The 14,540-nt window shown below is 69.8% G+C and carries 12 protein-coding genes and 1 pseudogene; 4 read left to right on the forward strand and 9 right to left on the reverse strand.

The genetic code is table 11. The annotated features are described in order from the left end of the window. Positions 1 to 16: 16 nt before the first annotated feature. Both ACFYQA_RS16280 and ACFYQA_RS16285 read right to left on the reverse strand, forming a co-directional pair. Positions 17 to 685, reverse strand: coding sequence for a histidine phosphatase family protein (locus ACFYQA_RS16280; RefSeq protein WP_388917398.1), 669 nt, complete (start codon positions 683 to 685; stop codon positions 17 to 19). Between the two features lie 292 nt (positions 686 to 977). Continuing rightward, the gene (locus ACFYQA_RS16285; protein WP_388917401.1) at positions 978 to 2,111 is read right to left on the reverse strand and encodes a glutathione-independent formaldehyde dehydrogenase; all 1,134 of its coding nucleotides are present in this window, start codon (positions 2,109 to 2,111) and stop codon (positions 978 to 980) included. 177 nt (positions 2,112 to 2,288) lie between these two features. Here ACFYQA_RS16285 and ACFYQA_RS16290 point away from each other — a divergent pair, with 177 nt between their 5' ends. Beyond that, positions 2,289 to 2,480, forward strand: a complete 192-nt coding sequence (locus ACFYQA_RS16290) for a hypothetical protein (RefSeq protein ID WP_030931808.1) — start codon at positions 2,289 to 2,291, stop codon at positions 2,478 to 2,480. A gap of 22 nt (positions 2,481 to 2,502) precedes the next feature. On the opposite strand, the gene glpK is transcribed toward ACFYQA_RS16290, so the two are convergent. Together glpK and ACFYQA_RS16300 are read right to left on the reverse strand one after the other, a co-directional pair. Continuing rightward, positions 2,503 to 4,020, reverse strand: a complete 1,518-nt coding sequence (glpK, locus tag ACFYQA_RS16295) for a glycerol kinase GlpK (RefSeq protein ID WP_388917404.1) — start codon at positions 4,018 to 4,020, stop codon at positions 2,503 to 2,505. Between the two features lie 87 nt (positions 4,021 to 4,107). Next, entirely contained in the window at positions 4,108 to 4,995 is an 888-nt protein-coding gene (locus ACFYQA_RS16300) for an MIP/aquaporin family protein (RefSeq protein ID WP_388917407.1), read from the reverse strand. Positions 4,996 to 5,144: 149 nt separating this feature from the next. On the opposite strand from ACFYQA_RS16300, the pseudogene ACFYQA_RS16305 reads away from it, so the two are divergent. Further along, a pseudogene (locus tag ACFYQA_RS16305) lies at positions 5,145 to 5,503 on the forward strand (transposase); the annotation flags it as partial. On the opposite strand, the gene ACFYQA_RS16310 reads toward ACFYQA_RS16305, so the two are convergent. Beyond that, positions 5,493 to 6,755 carry a hypothetical protein gene (locus ACFYQA_RS16310; protein ID WP_388917410.1) on the reverse strand — a complete coding sequence of 421 codons (1,263 nt, stop codon included), beginning with the start codon at positions 6,753 to 6,755 and terminating at the stop codon, positions 5,493 to 5,495. The pseudogene ACFYQA_RS16305 and the gene ACFYQA_RS16310 overlap by 11 nt on opposite strands. Positions 6,756 to 7,291: 536 nt before the next feature. Here ACFYQA_RS16310 and ACFYQA_RS16315 point away from each other — a divergent pair. Together ACFYQA_RS16315 and ACFYQA_RS16320 are read left to right on the forward strand one after the other, a co-directional pair. Further along, on the forward strand, positions 7,292 to 9,835 hold the full coding sequence (locus ACFYQA_RS16315) for a glycoside hydrolase family 2 protein (RefSeq protein ID WP_388917413.1): 2,544 nt from the start codon (positions 7,292 to 7,294) through the stop codon (positions 9,833 to 9,835). 68 nt (positions 9,836 to 9,903) lie between these two features. After that, a complete protein-coding gene (locus ACFYQA_RS16320; RefSeq protein WP_388917632.1) occupies positions 9,904 to 10,920 on the forward strand; it encodes a LacI family DNA-binding transcriptional regulator in 1,017 nt (338 codons plus the stop codon). 63 nt (positions 10,921 to 10,983) lie between these two features. Here ACFYQA_RS16320 and ACFYQA_RS16325 read toward each other — a convergent pair whose 3' ends face one another. The 4 genes from ACFYQA_RS16325 to ACFYQA_RS16340 all read right to left on the reverse strand — a co-directional run bounded on the left by ACFYQA_RS16325 (position 10,984) and on the right by ACFYQA_RS16340 (position 14,329). Then, on the reverse strand, positions 10,984 to 12,678 hold the full coding sequence (locus tag ACFYQA_RS16325; RefSeq protein ID WP_388917416.1) for a multicopper oxidase family protein: 1,695 nt from the start codon (positions 12,676 to 12,678) through the stop codon (positions 10,984 to 10,986). Positions 12,679 to 12,871: 193 nt separating this feature from the next. Then, positions 12,872 to 13,639: an alpha/beta fold hydrolase gene (locus tag ACFYQA_RS16330; protein WP_388917419.1), complete on the reverse strand. Its 768-nt coding sequence runs from the start codon at positions 13,637 to 13,639 to the stop codon at positions 12,872 to 12,874. A gap of 190 nt (positions 13,640 to 13,829) precedes the next feature. Next, positions 13,830 to 14,072 (reverse strand): hypothetical protein, encoded by a 243-nt coding sequence (locus ACFYQA_RS16335; protein ID WP_388917422.1) that lies wholly within the window; start codon positions 14,070 to 14,072, stop codon positions 13,830 to 13,832. Further along, the gene (locus tag ACFYQA_RS16340) at positions 14,069 to 14,329 is read right to left on the reverse strand and encodes a hypothetical protein (protein WP_388917425.1); all 261 of its coding nucleotides are present in this window, start codon (positions 14,327 to 14,329) and stop codon (positions 14,069 to 14,071) included. The genes ACFYQA_RS16335 and ACFYQA_RS16340 overlap by 4 nt, the downstream gene beginning before the upstream one ends. Positions 14,330 to 14,540 lie beyond the last annotated feature (211 nt).

Genomic DNA, 14,540 nt, shown 5'->3' on the forward strand with positions numbered 1-14,540 from the left:
TGGGCGAGACCGGTGGTCAGGCCCCGAAGCCCGCCAGGGCTTCCCCCGCGGGCCCGCTCGCACCGGGGGCGCCGGCCGCGGGACCGACGGACCGGCCTGCCCAGGTATGGACACGCCAGCCTTCGTCGGGCGCGCCGGAGAGGATGACGACACCGGTGTTCCGGAGCGCGTGCCGGGCCGCGAAGTCGACGTCGACGTTCTCGGCCCGCGCCGCCGCCCACATACGGATGGCGGCGCCGTGACCGACCATGGCCACGGTCCGCGCCCCCGTGCCCGCGGCCTCCTCGACCACCGCGTCGAAGCGCCGCAGCGCCTCCACGCCGTTCTCCCCGCCCGGCATGCGCAGCCCGGTGTCTCCCGCCGACCAGGCGAAGGCGGTGGTCAGGTACGTCTCGACGGCCTGGTCGTCGCCCCGCATCTCCAGGTCGCCGGCCGACAGTTCCCGGATGCCGTCCCGCACCCGGACCTCCAGCCCCGTCCGGGCCGCCAACGGCTCAGCAGTGAGCTGGGTGCGCAGCAGCGTGGACGCGTAAAGCGCGCCGATCTCCTCCTCCGCGAGTGCCGTGGGGAGGGCGGCCGCCTGCTCCCGGCCCAGGGGAGTCAGCGCCGGCCCCGGTGCGGCCGTGTCCAGCAGGTGCTTGAGGTTGGACGGGGTCTGACCATGGCGAATGAGCAGCAAGCGCATGCGAACGGGCCTGTCTTCAGGGAGGCTGGTGGCGGATTTCCACTGTGCCACCTCAAGACCATGCCCGGGGCGGCGGGGCCGCATGGGACCGCAGGGGCCGACGCGTGGCAACGGCTTGTCGCCACGCGTCGGCCCCTGCGGTGCCAGGCGGCATCATCTCCGCGAGCGACACCCGCCGGAGCGAGGCGCAGTGCGTACCGAAGTGCTCGGCGAACGGCGGCCAGAGGTGTCGGCCATGGAGTCCGAGGAGGAGGCCCGTCGGCTCGCGCCGGAGGAGGCCGCCGGACAGGCTCTACGGGTGCAGCACCACCTTGGTGTAGCCCTCGATCCGCTTGTCGAACTTGTCGTAGGCCGACGGCGCCTGGTCCAGGGGCAGTTCGTGGGAGACGACGAAACTGGGCTTCGCCCTGCCCTCGATGATCATGTCCCGCAGGAACCGGTTGTAGCGCTTCACGTTGCACTGGCCCGTGCCGAGCCGCAGACCCTTCTCGAAGAGCTTGCCGATCGCGACGAGGAGCATGCCCTGTTTGGCCTGCTCGTCCGGGCCTCCGGGGTCGGACGGGACGTAGAGGCCGGGTACGCCGATCGCCCCGGTGGCCCGGACCGTACCGACGAGCGAGTTCAGGACGGTGGCCGGCTCCTCGTGGTCCGCGCCCTGCGCCGTGGCCTGGTAGCCGACGGCGTCAACGCCCTTGTCCGTGCCCTCACCGTCGGTCTGCTCCTTGATCTGCTCGACCGGATCGCCCTCGGCGAAGTTGACCGGAACCGCGCCGATCTCCTCGGCCTTCTGCAGCCGCTCGGGGACCCGGTCCACGACGAACACCTTCCTCGCCCCGCGCAGCAGAGCGGAGTAGGCGGCCATGAGGCCGACGGGCCCCGCGCCGTACACCGCGACGCTCTCGCCGGGGCGGACCTGGGCGAGTTCACAGCCGTGGTAGCCGGTGGGGAAGATGTCGGCGAGCAGAATGAAATCGCTCTCGTGCTCCTGTCCCGACGGCAGTTTCAGGCAGTTGAAATCCGCGTAGGGGACGCGCAGGTATTCGGCTTGACCGCCCGGCCAGGGCCCCATGGAGACGTAACCGTAGGCACCGCCGGGGAAACCGGGGTTGACGGTCAGACAGAATGCGGTGAATCCGTCGACGCAGTTTTTGCAGAATCCGCAGGAGACGTTGAAGGGCATGACCACGCGGTCGCCGGCCTTGAGCGAGGTGACGCCCTGGCCGACTTCCTCGATGATCCCCATGTTCTCGTGGCCGAAGACGATGCCGGGCTCGGCACCGGTGCGGCCCTCGTACATGTGCAGGTCGGAACCGCAGATAGCGGTCGAGCTGACCCGTACGATCACATCGTTCGGGTGCTGGATTCCGGGCTTGCCGACATCTTCCACGGCGACGCTGAACGGCTCCTTGTACACGACGGCCTTCATGGCTGCAACCTTTCGCTCGGCGATATACGCTGCTGGTTGCCACGCCCCCCGAATCATCCGCGTGACGCATCTCTCATGATTCTCCGGACTTTCCGAATGGGCAAGCCAGTAGCCTCCGGGAAATGCGCATCCGGCGCCGTCCCGTGAATCATGAATCAGGAAGGGGGAGAGGCGGACATGGCAGCTCAGAGGTTGGGTACCTTGCTCGTCCCCGTGCCGGGACTGTCCGGCACCACCTACCCACCGGGAACGACCGTGACGGTCCGTGGTCGCGGTGCGACGGTCGACGCCTTCGTCAACGGCGACTGGCTTCCTCTGTCGTGGTGGGAATTCTCCGACGGCCTCCGTGAGGACATCGCCGACCGCTGACAGCCGCGTCGGCCGCCGTTCGTCAGGTGACCTTGACCCAGTCCAGGGTGCGTTCCACGGCCCGCTTCCATTCCTGGTAGCCGTTCTGGCGCTGCTCCTCGCTCCATACCGGGCTCCAGCGCTTCGACTCCTGCCAGTGCGAGCGCAGTTCGTCGGTGTCGCGCCAGAAGCCGGTGGCGAGGCCGGCGGCGTAGGCGGCGCCCAGCGCGGTGGTCTCGGCGACCACCGGACGGCTGACCGGCACACCCAGCACGTCGGCCTGGATCTGCATGCACAGGTCGTTCGCGGTCACGCCGCCGTCGACCTTGAGCACGTCCAGGTGGACACCCGAGTCCTGTTCCATGGCATCGACCACGTCGCGGCTCTGGTAGCAGATGGCCTCCAGCGTGGCCCGTGCGATGTGACCGCCGGTGTTGTAGCGGGCCAGCCCCACCATGGCGCCTCGGGCGTCGGAGCGCCAGTACGGGGCGAACAGGCCGGAGAAGGCCGGAACGAAGTACATTCCGCCGTTGTCGTCCACCGTACGTGCCAGCTGCTCGCTGTCCGGGGCGCTCCTGATGATTTTCAGCTGGTCGCGCAGCCACTGCACGGCCGCGCCGGTGACGGCGATGGATCCCTCCAGCGCGTAGACCGCGGGGCTGCCGTCGAACTGGTACGCCACCGTCGTCAGCAGCCCGTGTTGCGAACGCACCAGCTCCGTACCGGTGTTGAGCACCAGGAAGTTGCCGGTGCCGTAGGTGTTCTTGGCCTCGCCGGGGGAGAAGCAGACCTGGCCGACGGTCGCCGCCTGCTGATCGCCGAGGACGCCGGTGATCGGGACGGGGGCGCTCAGCGGCCGGGAGGTCCGGGCCTGGCCGTACGCCTCGGGATGGGACGAGGGGCGGATGGACGGCAGCATCGCGCGCGGGATGCCGAAAATGCCCAGCAGTTCGTCGTCCCAGTCCAGGGTCTCCAGATTCATCAGCATGGTGCGGCTGGCGTTGGTCACGTCGGTGGCGTGCACACCGCCGTTGGGCCCGCCGGTGAGGTTCCACAGCACCCAGGCGTCCGTGTTGCCGAACAGGGCGTGGCCCGCCTCGGCGGCCTCGCGCAGTCCGTCCACGTTCTCCAGCAGCCACTTGATCTTGCCGCCGGAGAAGTAGGTGGCCGGCGGCAGGCCGGCCTTGTGGCGGATGACCTCGCCGTGGCCGTCACGTTCGAGGGCGGCGGCGATGCTGTCGGTGCGTGTGTCCTGCCAGACGATGGCGTTGTAGTACGGGCGGCCGTTGCGCGGGTCCCAGACCACGGTCGTCTCGCGCTGGTTGGTGATGCCGATGGCCTTCAGATCGGTGGCCGACAGGTTTCCGGCACGGAGGGCGTTCTGGATCACCGTGTTGGTGCGCTCCCAGATCTCCACCGGGTCGTGCTCGACCCACCCCGACCGCGGCAGGATCTGGCGGTGCTCGAGCTGGTGTTTCGCCACCTCGTTTCCGGCGTGGTCGAAGATCATGAAACGTGAACTGGTGGTGCCCTGGTCCACCGCGCCGACGAATTCGGGCATCGTGGCCACCTCTTCTCGTGGTCGTGCGGGAGGGTGCGCTCCGGGGCAGGGGGGCGCGTCGCTGATCAGGCCTGATCCGGACAGGCTTTAGGGCTCTTCGGTGGCCGGGCCCTCTTCGGCCGCCCCGAGCCTGGCCTTGATCACCGGGCTGATCAGCAGGTCGTACACACCGGTCCCGACGACTCCGCCGATGAGGGGGCCGACAATGGGGATCCACCAGTATCCGCTGAACCATTGGAAGGTTCCGGGCAGGGCGATGGATCCCCAGCCTTCGAAGAAAGTGAACAGCCGGGGTCCGAAGTCGCGGGCCGGATTGATCGCGTATCCGGCGTTGGTGCCGAACGTCAGACCGATCGCGACGACCACCAGGCCGATGAGGAACGGGCCCAGATTGGACATCGGGGCCGTATTGCGGGTGTCGATGAGTGCACAGATCAGTAGAAGCAGAATTCCGGTGCCCACGATTTGGTCGAGCAAGGGCCCCCACCAGGAATCCCCGAAGTATTCGGCGGGGAATGTGGCGAAGATCGAGTAGGTCGCCAGTGATTCGTCACGGGGAACCCCCGCCTTGAAATTGGCCGCGTCGATCGCCCACCGGTAGCACGCGTAGACGAGTGCGGCGGCGACGAACGCCCCCACGACCTGCGCCAGCCAGTAGGGGAGGACCTTCCGCCAGGGAAAGTCCCGTCGGACGGCGAAGCTCAGCGTCACCGCGGGATTGATGTGGGCGCCGCTGATGCCGCCGGCCACATACACGCCGAATACCACGGCGAGGCCCCATCCCCACGAAATGATGAGCCAGTTGGCGGGACCGAAGTCCGCTGTTTGTCGACCCGATCCGGGCAGGCCGACGACGGCAACGGCCACCGACCCGGCGCCCAGTAGAATCAGGACGAATGTCCCCAGAAACTCCGCGATCATTTCACCGGCGAGGCCTTTTCGGTAACCACGTCGATGGACTATGCGTTCAGCCATCGGTTCTCCTCGGCTGGAATGGCGCAGAATTGCCCTCCCCGTTACCGGGAATCTATATCGGCCGGAGGGATCCCGCCTGCGCGGCGCCGAATTTCCCTCGCATGGAGTAATGGCGCCTTTCCGCTCTCGGCCCGAGGTGATCCGGCCGGGGCGGCGAACCGAAGCCGATCTGGCTGTGGTGGTCACGCACCGACGCCACTGCCGCGGACACCGACCGCTGCCGGCAGGCGTTCCTGTGCTGGTTCGGCATTGAGCACACCTTCAGAATGATCAAACAGACCATGGGCTTGACCAGGCTCAAGGTCCGGGAACCGGAGGCCGCCGACCACTGGACCTGGCTGGTGATCGCGGCCCACACCCGGCTCCGCCTCGCCCGCCCGCTCGCCGTCGACCTGCGCATCACCCGGCAAAACGCTACGACGTCGGCCTCGAACTCGTCGCCGGCCGGCCCTGCCGCCGCCCCGCTCACCACAAGAAAAGCACCAAACCGCGGCGCGTCACCGAGTGAGCGCGCTCGGAGGGGTGCTGGCCGTGCCGGCTGTGCATGTCTCATCGGAGAGCTGTCGCACGGAAACGCGCGGGGCCCCGTGTGCAGGAGGGAGGACGTGGAAGGCGTAACAGCCCTCCGCTGTGGTCTCGTTCACGAAAATGAAACTTCTTGGTGGTCCGATACCGAGCATTTCGGCGATAACGGTAATCGATTCACCTTGCCTCTTGATGTCGGCCAATCCCTCAGTAGATTGCGTGGGAGGGAAGAGCTGGGCGATCTCTGCGTCTTGCAGGACTCCGTCAGCTGCGGCTCGGGCGAGGCGCTGTCGGCGTGTCTCGACGTTTTCACGCAGGTCTGCGCGGGCCTTCGTTTCATCACGCTCTGGTTGAGTCGCCAACCAGATCCAGGCGCTTACGACGGTCACGAGCAACAAGACACAGAGGGCTATGACCCCATTGAATAAGCAACCGCCGGTGGTGCCGATCTGGACTTGTGGTCTTCTCGCCATGGGCACAGCCTGTAGCACGAGCACGCCTACACGCTGACTGCGCCGCCAAACCGTAACGCCATGGACGGCGCGGACCAGGCACGTGCCTTCCTGCTCAGCCATGACGTCCCGGCCGGCGACGCGGACACGGTGTGGACGGCCGTCGCCCTGCACACCACGCCGGAGGTGCCGGTCTCCCACGGCGTCGCGCAACCGGTCCAGGTCGCGGGCGCCGTCCGGGGTGGACAGGTGGGGCAGCAGCTTCGCGGCCCGCTTCCGGCATCCGTCGGCCAGTTCAGCCCTCCCGGCGTACCAGGCCTGCCGTTCCTTCTCGCCCACCGGGAACCCGGCCGGCTGCCGGGCCCACCAGGCCGCCGCCTCCTCGGCGTCGGCGAAACAGCGCACCGCCGTGCTGCGGCCGATACCCCGGGGATCCCAGCTGACCACGTCGAAGCGTTCGCGCGGCCCGGCCGGGAAGAACCGTTCGTACCAGAGCGGCAGAGCGGCCGTGCCGGAACCGCCCGGGCCACCGGGGTTGAAGAACAGCGAACCGATCCGCTCGGACGGGCCGGTGGCCTTGTGCCGGATCAGGGCGAGGTCGATGGTCTCACCCGCCGGACGGTCGTAGTCGAGCGGAACTTCCAACGTCGCGCGGTCGAAGCCCTGCTGGGCCGGATCTTCGCACGGCTGCCACTCCAGGGCCGCCGCCCCGCTCGGCCCTCCCCGCACGGGCTGCGGCACGGCGGCGGCAGCGGGGGAGAACAGTACGCACGGCAGCACCACCGCGACGCACCACGCCAGCCTGCCTCGACATCTCGATATCGGCCCTGACATCAGGTGTCCCTTCGAGTCGACGTGCCGGCCGCTCGTTGCCGGGGGCCGGGCTGTTTCCCCTCGCCCAACGGCCGGGCGGTTCGCACCGCACGCGCTGAGCATCCGAACGCGGTACGGGAGGAGAGACCCCACCGCCCGGAGTCCGGCGAACGACGAGGTGCGGGTCGGAAACGACGAGGTGCGGGTCGGGGCGGGACGAAGATCGCGCGGGTTCTTGCACCCCCGGCACCCCCGGCACCCCCGCACCCTCGAGGGGACCTTTCCGATGAACCGGTAAAGCCGCGCATGTCTCCGCGCCGCCCATGGTCGCCTGTTCGCCGTCGCGGCGGTGTTCTGCGGAATGTCCTCCGCCTGCGCTTTTCCTGGAACGGTTCCCGCGTCCCGGGTGTGGGATCAGGGCGTACTAGACCGGTTCAGTCGCCTGCCGTTAGTTTGAGCGGAGCCGTACACGAGAGGGCCGGACCGTCCTGCTGAAGGAGTCGTACATGAAGGAAGCCGTCCAGCTCACCGAAGGATGGAGCCTCGACCACGGCGGGAGCCCCCTGCCCGCTCAGGTCCCCGGCTGTGTGCACGTCGACCTGCTCGCGGCCGGTCTGATCCCGGACCCCTGCGTCGGCCTGAACGAGACCGAGGTGGCCTGGGTGGGCCGCCGGGCCTGGACCTACACCCGGGAGCTGGCGCCCGGCGAGACGGCCGCGGAACGCCACGAGCGGACCGACCTGGTCTTCGACGGCCTCGACACCGCGGCCGTGCTCACTCTCGACGGGTACGAGCTCGGCCGGACCCGGAACATGCACCGGAGCCACCGCTTCGACGTCACGGGCCGGCACGGCCCGTTGCACATCGCGTTCGCCTCCGCCTATGAGGAGGCCGCTGGGGTGCGGGCGCTGACCGGGGAACGGCCCAACGCCTACCCCGAGCCGTTCCAGTACATCCGCAGGATGGCGTGCGGCTTCGGCTGGGACTGGGGGCCGACGCTGGTCACCGCCGGGATCTGGCGCCCGGTCCGGCTGGAGCGCTGGTCGACGGCGCGTCTGGCGGCCGTCCGCCCCCTGGTGACGGTCCGCGACGGCCTGGGCAGGGTGGAGGTGCGCGTCGACGTCGAGCGCACCGAGCGGGGAGCGGACCGCCGCCTGGAGGTACGCGCCGCGGTGGGCGGCGTACAAGCCAGTGCCGCGGTGGACGGGACCGGCGCGGTGCTGACCCTCCAGGTACCCGACCCGCGGTTGTGGTGGCCGCGCGGATACGGCGAACAGCCGCTGTACGACCTGGAGGTGACCCTCGTCGACCGGGGCCGGGGTGCGGCAGCACCGGCCGAAACCCCCGCGGGGGGCCGGCCGCTCGACTCCTGGACGCGCCGGATCGGGTTCCGCGACGTGACCCTCGACCGCTCACCGGACGAACACGGCACCGCGTTCACCTTCGTCGTCAACGGCCTACCGGTCTTCGCCCGCGGCGTGAACTGGATCCCCGACGACGTCTTCCCCTCCCGCGTCACCCCCGAGCGCTACCGCACGCGGCTGCGCCAGGCCGCCGACGCCGGCGTCGACCTGGTACGGATCTGGGGCGGAGGCATCTACGAGGACGACGCCTTCTACGACCTCTGTGACGAACTGGGCCTCATGGTCTGGCAGGACTTCCTCTTCGCCTGCGCCGCCTACCCGGAGGAGCAGCCCCTGCGCGGCGAGGTGGAGGCCGAGGCGCGGGACAACGTGGTCCGGCTCATGCCGCACCCCAGCCTCGTCCTGTGGAACGGCAACAACGAGAACCTGTGGGGGTTCCGGGACTGGGACTGGGAGCCCGGACTGCGGGGCGACTCGTGGGGCGGCGGCTACTACCTCGACCTGCTGCCCCGCGTCGTCGCCGAACTCGACCCCACCCGTCCCTACACCGCCGGCAGCCCCTGGTCCGGTTCCTGGGACCACCACCCCAACGACCCCGCGCACGGCACCCACCACTCCTGGGAGGTGTGGAACCGCCGGGACTACGCGGAGTACCGCGACTCCGTTCCGCGCTTCGTGGCGGAGTTCGGCTGGCAGGCACCGCCGGCGCTGGCGACCCTGAGGCGCGCGCTTCCCGGGGAGCGGCTCGCTCCCGACTCGCCCGGCATGCTCCACCACCAGAAGGCCGAGGACGGCAACGGCAAGCTGAACCGGGGCGTGGCACGCCACTTCGTCCTGCCCGAGGACGACTTCGACCGCTGGCACTACCTCACCCAGGTCGTGCAGGCCCGCGCGGTCGCCGCCGGGATCGAGCACTGGCGGTCGCACTGGCCGGTGTGCGCCGGCACCGTGGTCTGGCAGCTCAACGACTGCTGGTCGGTGAGTTCGTGGTCCGCGGTGGACGGCGACGGCCGCCTCAAGCCGCTCTACCACGAGCTGCGCCGCGTCTACGCCGACCGCCTGCTGACGCTCCAGCCGGGCGGCGTGGACGACGACACCGACGGCCCGGTGCTCGCCGTGGTCAACCAGTCCGCCGCACCGTGGCACACCGCCGTGAGTCTGCGCCGCGTACGCGCGGACGGCACCGTCCTGGTGGAACAGGTCCTCGACGATCTGACCGTCCCCGCCCGTCAGGTGAATCGCCTGCCCGTGCCCGGCGACCTGATCCCGGACGCGCCGTCCGCGAGTGAGTTCCTCGTCGCGGACACGCACGCGGACGTGGGCACGGAGGAACTGCGCGCCCTCTACTTTCCCGTCGCCGACAAGGACTTCGCCTACCCCGCCCCGCGCTACGACGTCGTCGTACGGACCCCGGTCGGGCCGGCGGGCCCGGCCGGTGCGGGAGACGGCGACGACGCCGGCGATGGTGGCGGCGCCGGTGGCGGTAGTGTCGAGGTCGTGGTCACTGCGCACACCCTGGTACGGGACCTTCTCCTGCGGGCCGACCGGTTGGGCCCCGACGCCGTCTGCGACTCCGGACTGCGCACCCTGCTGCCCGGCGAGACGATCCGGCTACGGGTGAGGAACGCCGTGGACACCGGCGCCAACGCCGTGCGCGGCGCCTTCTCCAGCGTGGAACCGGCGTGAGCACACCCAGTACGCCCAGCGCACCCGGTACACCCAGTACTCCGGGCGCATCCCCCGAACGCGTCACCATCAAGGACGTCGCCGCTGCCGCCGGAGTCTCCAAAGGCGCGGTGTCGTTGGCGTTCAACCACAAATCGGGGGTGTCCGAGGCCACCCGGGACCGCATCTTCGCGGCGGCCCGCCAACTGGGCTGGGCGCCGAACTCGTCCGCGCGCAGCCTGTCGCGGCAGTCGGTCGACACCATCGGGCTGGCCATCTGCCGGCCTGCCCGGCTGCTGGGCCTGGAACCCTTCTACATGGAGTTCATCTCCGGCATCGAGAGCGTGCTCGCCGAACGCAACTGCTCCCTGCTGCTGCGCCTGGTGGGCTCACTGGAGGAGGAGATCACCCTCCAGGAGCGCTGGTGGAAGGAACGCCAGATCGCGGGGTCCGTCCTGGTCGACTTCCACCAGCGGGACCCGCGGATCGCTCCGCTGCGAGAGCTCGGGCTGCCCGCGGTGGCCGTCGGGCACCCGGACCTCACCGGTGGCTTCCCGTCGGTGTGGACCGACGACGCCCCTGCCGTGGCCGAAGCGGTGCGCTATCTCGCGGCCCTCGGCCACCGGCGCATCGCCCGGGTGGGCGGGCCCGCCGGACTCGGCCACAGCGCCATCCGGGCGGAGGCGTTCGAGCGGACCCTGGAGGAACTCGGCCTGGACGGCGGCCGGCACGTCGAGACGGGCTTCTCGGGGGAGGAAGGCGCACGGGCGACCCGCTCGCTGCTGCTGACGCCGGACCGCCCCACGGCGATCGTCTACGACAACGACATCATGGCCGTGGCGGGGCTGGGCGTGGCGGCCGAGATGGGCGTCTCCGTGCCCGACGACCTGTCCCTGCTGGCCTGGGACGACTCCCAGCTGTGCCGCCTGACGCATCCGACCCTGTCGGCGATGAGCCACGACGTGCACCGCTTCGGGGCGGAGGTCACCGAAGTCCTGTTCGACGTGATCGCCGGTGAGGAGGTCCGGCCCCGCCCCGTGGCGACCCCCTCACTCGTGCCGCGCCGGTCCACGGCACCGCCTCGGGCGCAGGGCACACGCCTTTAGGGCCTTGTCCGGCGGATCATGTCCGATCCGCTCCGCACCTCGCCGGGGGAGTCCCTGCCGTGGTCATTTCCGATAGCCGAGGATGGTCATCATTCCGGATTCGGAGTGGTACTGGTTGTGGCAGTGGAGCATCCACAGGCCCGGGTTGTCGGCGTTGAAGTCGAAGACGAGTCTGCGGTGCGGCAGTACCAGGGCGGTGTCCTTGCGGGCTCCGCCCGCATGGCCGCTGGTGAGGGCGAAGGTGTGGCCGTGCAGATGGATGGGGTGCCACATATCGGTGGCGTTGAAGAAAGTCAGCCGGACCCGTTCTCCCTCCCGGACCGGGTGGCGTTCTTCGACGGAGTAGGGCCGATGGTCGAAGCTCCAGTCGAACTTCCTCATGCTGCCGGTCAGTCTGAAGCACAGCTCTCGGTCCGGGGGGCGATCGTAGAGGGCTACGGATTCGTCCGGCACGAACCGTCTGGCTGGCACGAACCGGCCGTCGAGCTCCTCCGGATGCGCGGAGCATCCGGGGAAGCTTCCGCTGCCGGTGCGCAGGACCGCCAGGGCCCTCGCGTTCTTGCCTTCGGCGAGCGCGACCAGCGGGAACACTCCGTCCTTGGCGGTGATGAGCACGTCGTAGCGTTCGGCCATGCCCAGCAGCAGGGTGTCCGCCCGCATGTGCTCGACCGGGTAGCCGTCCGTGTGCGTCACGGTCATCTCGTGGCCGCCGAGTGACACCCGGAAAGCCGTGTCGCTCCCGGCATTGATGATCCGCAACCGGATCCGGTCCCCGGGGCGGGCCCGGAAAACCGAAGCGGCTTTCGGGATACGGCCGTTGATCAGATAGTACGGGTGGTCGACATGACCGCCCCCGCTGCGCAGCAGGTGGCTGTGTCCCTTCCACAGGACGCGGGAAGGGCCGACGGACTTACCGGGGGCGGAGGCCGAGTCGGGCATGCCGGTGGACCCGTCGTGGCCGGAACCGTCAGGTGAGGTGTCCTCACCCATGTCCATCGGGATGTCCCTGCCGTCGTGCAGCTGCGTGAGCACGCCGTCCGGAGTGGAGCCGTCCACGCCGTCCAGCCAGTCGTCCAGGACGACGACCCATTCCTTGTCGTAGGACAAGGGTTCCTTGGGGTCCTCGATGATCAACGGGGCGTACAGGCCGCGGTCGAGCTGCATTCCCGAGTGTGAATGCAGCCAGTACGTCCCCGGATGCTGCACGGCGAAGCGGTAGGTGAAGTCCGCGCCGGGTTTGATGGAGGGCTGGGTCAGGCCCGGTACACCGTCCATGTCGCAGCGCAGACGGACACCGTGCGAGTGCAGCGTCGTCACTACAGGCAGATGGTTGACGAGCTTGAGAGCGAGAGTGTCACCCGCGGTGACCCGAACCTCCTTGCCGGGCAGCGTGTCACCGTACGCCCATGACCTGACGGTCGGCCCGCCCAGGTCGAGGGACGTCTCGGTGGCAGTCAGCGTGAACGTGCGCAGGGGGCCGGAACCGCGTTCTCTCTCGGCAGCGACGACCTCGGGATCGGACGGGTTCACGTATCCCTCGGGCCCCCTGGGAACGAAACCACCGCCGCGGTAGCCGGGACCCTCGGCCGCCGCGGCGGTGCCGGTTGCGGAGGGCGAACCGGCCTCAGGGTGGGGGCCGGGTCCGGAGGGTGAGTCGGCCTCAGGGTGGGGGCCGGGTCCGGAACAGGCGGCCAGGGCCCCCGAGCCGATGGCCGTGATCGATGCACCGAGCAAGGTGCGCCGCTTATGTGAGTGCATAGATACATAACACATGTCTTATAGTCACATATGTGGCAATTAGATCGGCGCGTCCCGTGATTCGCCCATACGGCCCAACGAGACTCCCGCCAGAACCCCGCGGAAGGCAGCCGACAGGAGGACGGCTCCGAACGGGCGCCCGCGCACCGCGTGCCCGGCAGCTCGCCCGGTCCGTCGCCCGGTTGGCTCCGTCTCAGTTCGTGAGCGCGGCCGAGGTGGCGCGGGCGAAGGCTTCCGGGGTGTCCAGCATGATGTTGTGCCCGCACTCCGGGATCGCGACCACATGCACGCCCGCCGCCTCCGGCGTGTCGGTGCCGGGCAGCGGACCGTCGGCCTCCGGCACCAGATGGGTGCGGGGGATCTTCAGATCGAGCAGCAGTTCGCGCACGGTGGGGACGGTGCCGCGGGCGAGGTGGACCGCGCTGCGGTGCAGCGCCTCGCGGCCCGCCAGACGCATCGTGGACCACCAGTGCTCACCGGCCCGGTCACGGACCTCTTCCCAGCCGCCCGCCAGAAACTCCTCCTCGGAGTACGCGGCGATACCGCTGCTGCCGAGAGCGCCGGGCCGGGGCGGGACCGGGTCGAGGTTGGCGTCGACCAGGACCAGACGGGCCACGAGGTGCGGGTGCCGTGCGGCCAGGACGACGGCCACCGAGCCACCCATGCTGTGCGCGATCAGCTCCGCGCCGGCGACCCCCGCCGCGGTCAGCGCCCCGGCGAGAGCATCGGCGTGCGACTCCAGGGAGTAGTCGAAGTCCGTCGGCCGGTCGCTGATGCCGTGACCGAGCAGATCGATCAGCAGCGAACGGCGGCCGGCCAGCAGCGGATGCACCGCCACCTGCGCGAAGTAGGCGGGCGACGTGGCACCCAGGCCGTGCACGTAGACGCGGGAAGGCTCCTGCCCCGGCAGCTCGACCCAGCGGATCCGGTCACTCCCGGGTGTCACGGCGGCATTGCGCACGGTCGGCTCTCCTGCGGTCGAGGTCGGTGAAGAGACGAGGATAGCCATGGTCGCCGGGCCTCATCGTCCCGGCGCCGACCTCCCTGGCCCCGCTCCCGGCAGAACGTCTCCGCGTGCCGAGGAACATGCAACTGTCTGGCCGGACAACGCTCATGGCACGCCCTGGCACATCCATGGCCGCCGAGCGCCGTCATCCGAGCTGTCTGCTGCGGGCGTTCGCCTCCGCGACGAGGGCGCTCAGCAGCTCGGACGGGGTGAGGGGGCGCAGATGGAGCGGGTCGGCGTCCCATTCGCGGCCACCGGTGAGCGGGCGGAGCTGGACATACGGGCCCACATGCCCCATGACCCGTCCGACGCGGTCGCGCAAGGTGTCGCGGACGGCCGCGCCGAGACCGGGAAACCGAACGGCATCGAGGCTGACGTCGTCCGTCACTCGACGACTCCCTCCGCGCTGCCCACCGCCCTTCCCTCCGCAGCCCCCCTGGTGATCACGTCCGCGAGCGCGAGGGCGACCGGGGCCGAGCACACGCCGAGGTGGACAAGGGCGTACGGGGCCTCGCGGGCTCTTCGGTCGTCCGCCCACGGCGTACGGATGTCCATCGCGGGGAGCTGGACACCGGCCCGGGTGAGGGCGGTGGCGAGGGCGTCGCGGGCCTCGAGAGCTTCACGGATCTTGGGGGTGTGCGGCATGGGGTCCTCGTCAAGGTGCGGTGGGCCGTGTGCGGGCGTGCGGTGATCGACGCGGTTTCGCCGATCTCCTGACCCGACTGCGCTGGGCGGATTACGCTGCGTAGTCCGGTCGTTACAAGGATGCCCGGGGTGCGGGCGCCCACGCCGTGGACGGGGCAGTGGGTCCCCGGCGCGCGGAGGTGCTTCCACGGAGTCCACACGGTTCACACCG

Source organism: Streptomyces sp. NPDC005774, from assembly GCF_042871645.1.
In the GTDB taxonomy this organism is placed as follows: domain Bacteria; phylum Actinomycetota; class Actinomycetes; order Streptomycetales; family Streptomycetaceae; genus Streptomyces; species Streptomyces pratens.

Excerpts from the sequence above, each read along its gene's own strand:
- ACFYQA_RS16285 (WP_388917401.1), bottom strand. The coding sequence starts at position 2,111 with ATGAAGGCCGTCGTGTACAAGGAGCCGTTCAGCGTCGCCGTGGAAGAT.
- ACFYQA_RS16290 (WP_030931808.1), top strand. The coding sequence starts at position 2,289 with ATGGCAGCTCAGAGGTTGGGTACCTTGCTCGTCCCCGTGCCGGGACTG.
- ACFYQA_RS16315 (WP_388917413.1), top strand. The coding sequence starts at position 7,292 with ATGAAGGAAGCCGTCCAGCTCACCGAAGGATGGAGCCTCGACCACGGC.
- ACFYQA_RS16300 (WP_388917407.1), bottom strand. The coding sequence starts at position 4,995 with ATGGCTGAACGCATAGTCCATCGACGTGGTTACCGAAAAGGCCTCGCC.
- ACFYQA_RS16325 (WP_388917416.1), bottom strand. The coding sequence starts at position 12,678 with ATGCACTCACATAAGCGGCGCACCTTGCTCGGTGCATCGATCACGGCC.
- glpK (WP_388917404.1), bottom strand. The coding sequence starts at position 4,020 with ATGCCCGAATTCGTCGGCGCGGTGGACCAGGGCACCACCAGTTCACGT.
- ACFYQA_RS16340 (WP_388917425.1), bottom strand. The coding sequence starts at position 14,329 with ATGCCGCACACCCCCAAGATCCGTGAAGCTCTCGAGGCCCGCGACGCC.
- ACFYQA_RS16280 (WP_388917398.1), bottom strand. The coding sequence starts at position 685 with ATGCGCTTGCTGCTCATTCGCCATGGTCAGACCCCGTCCAACCTCAAG.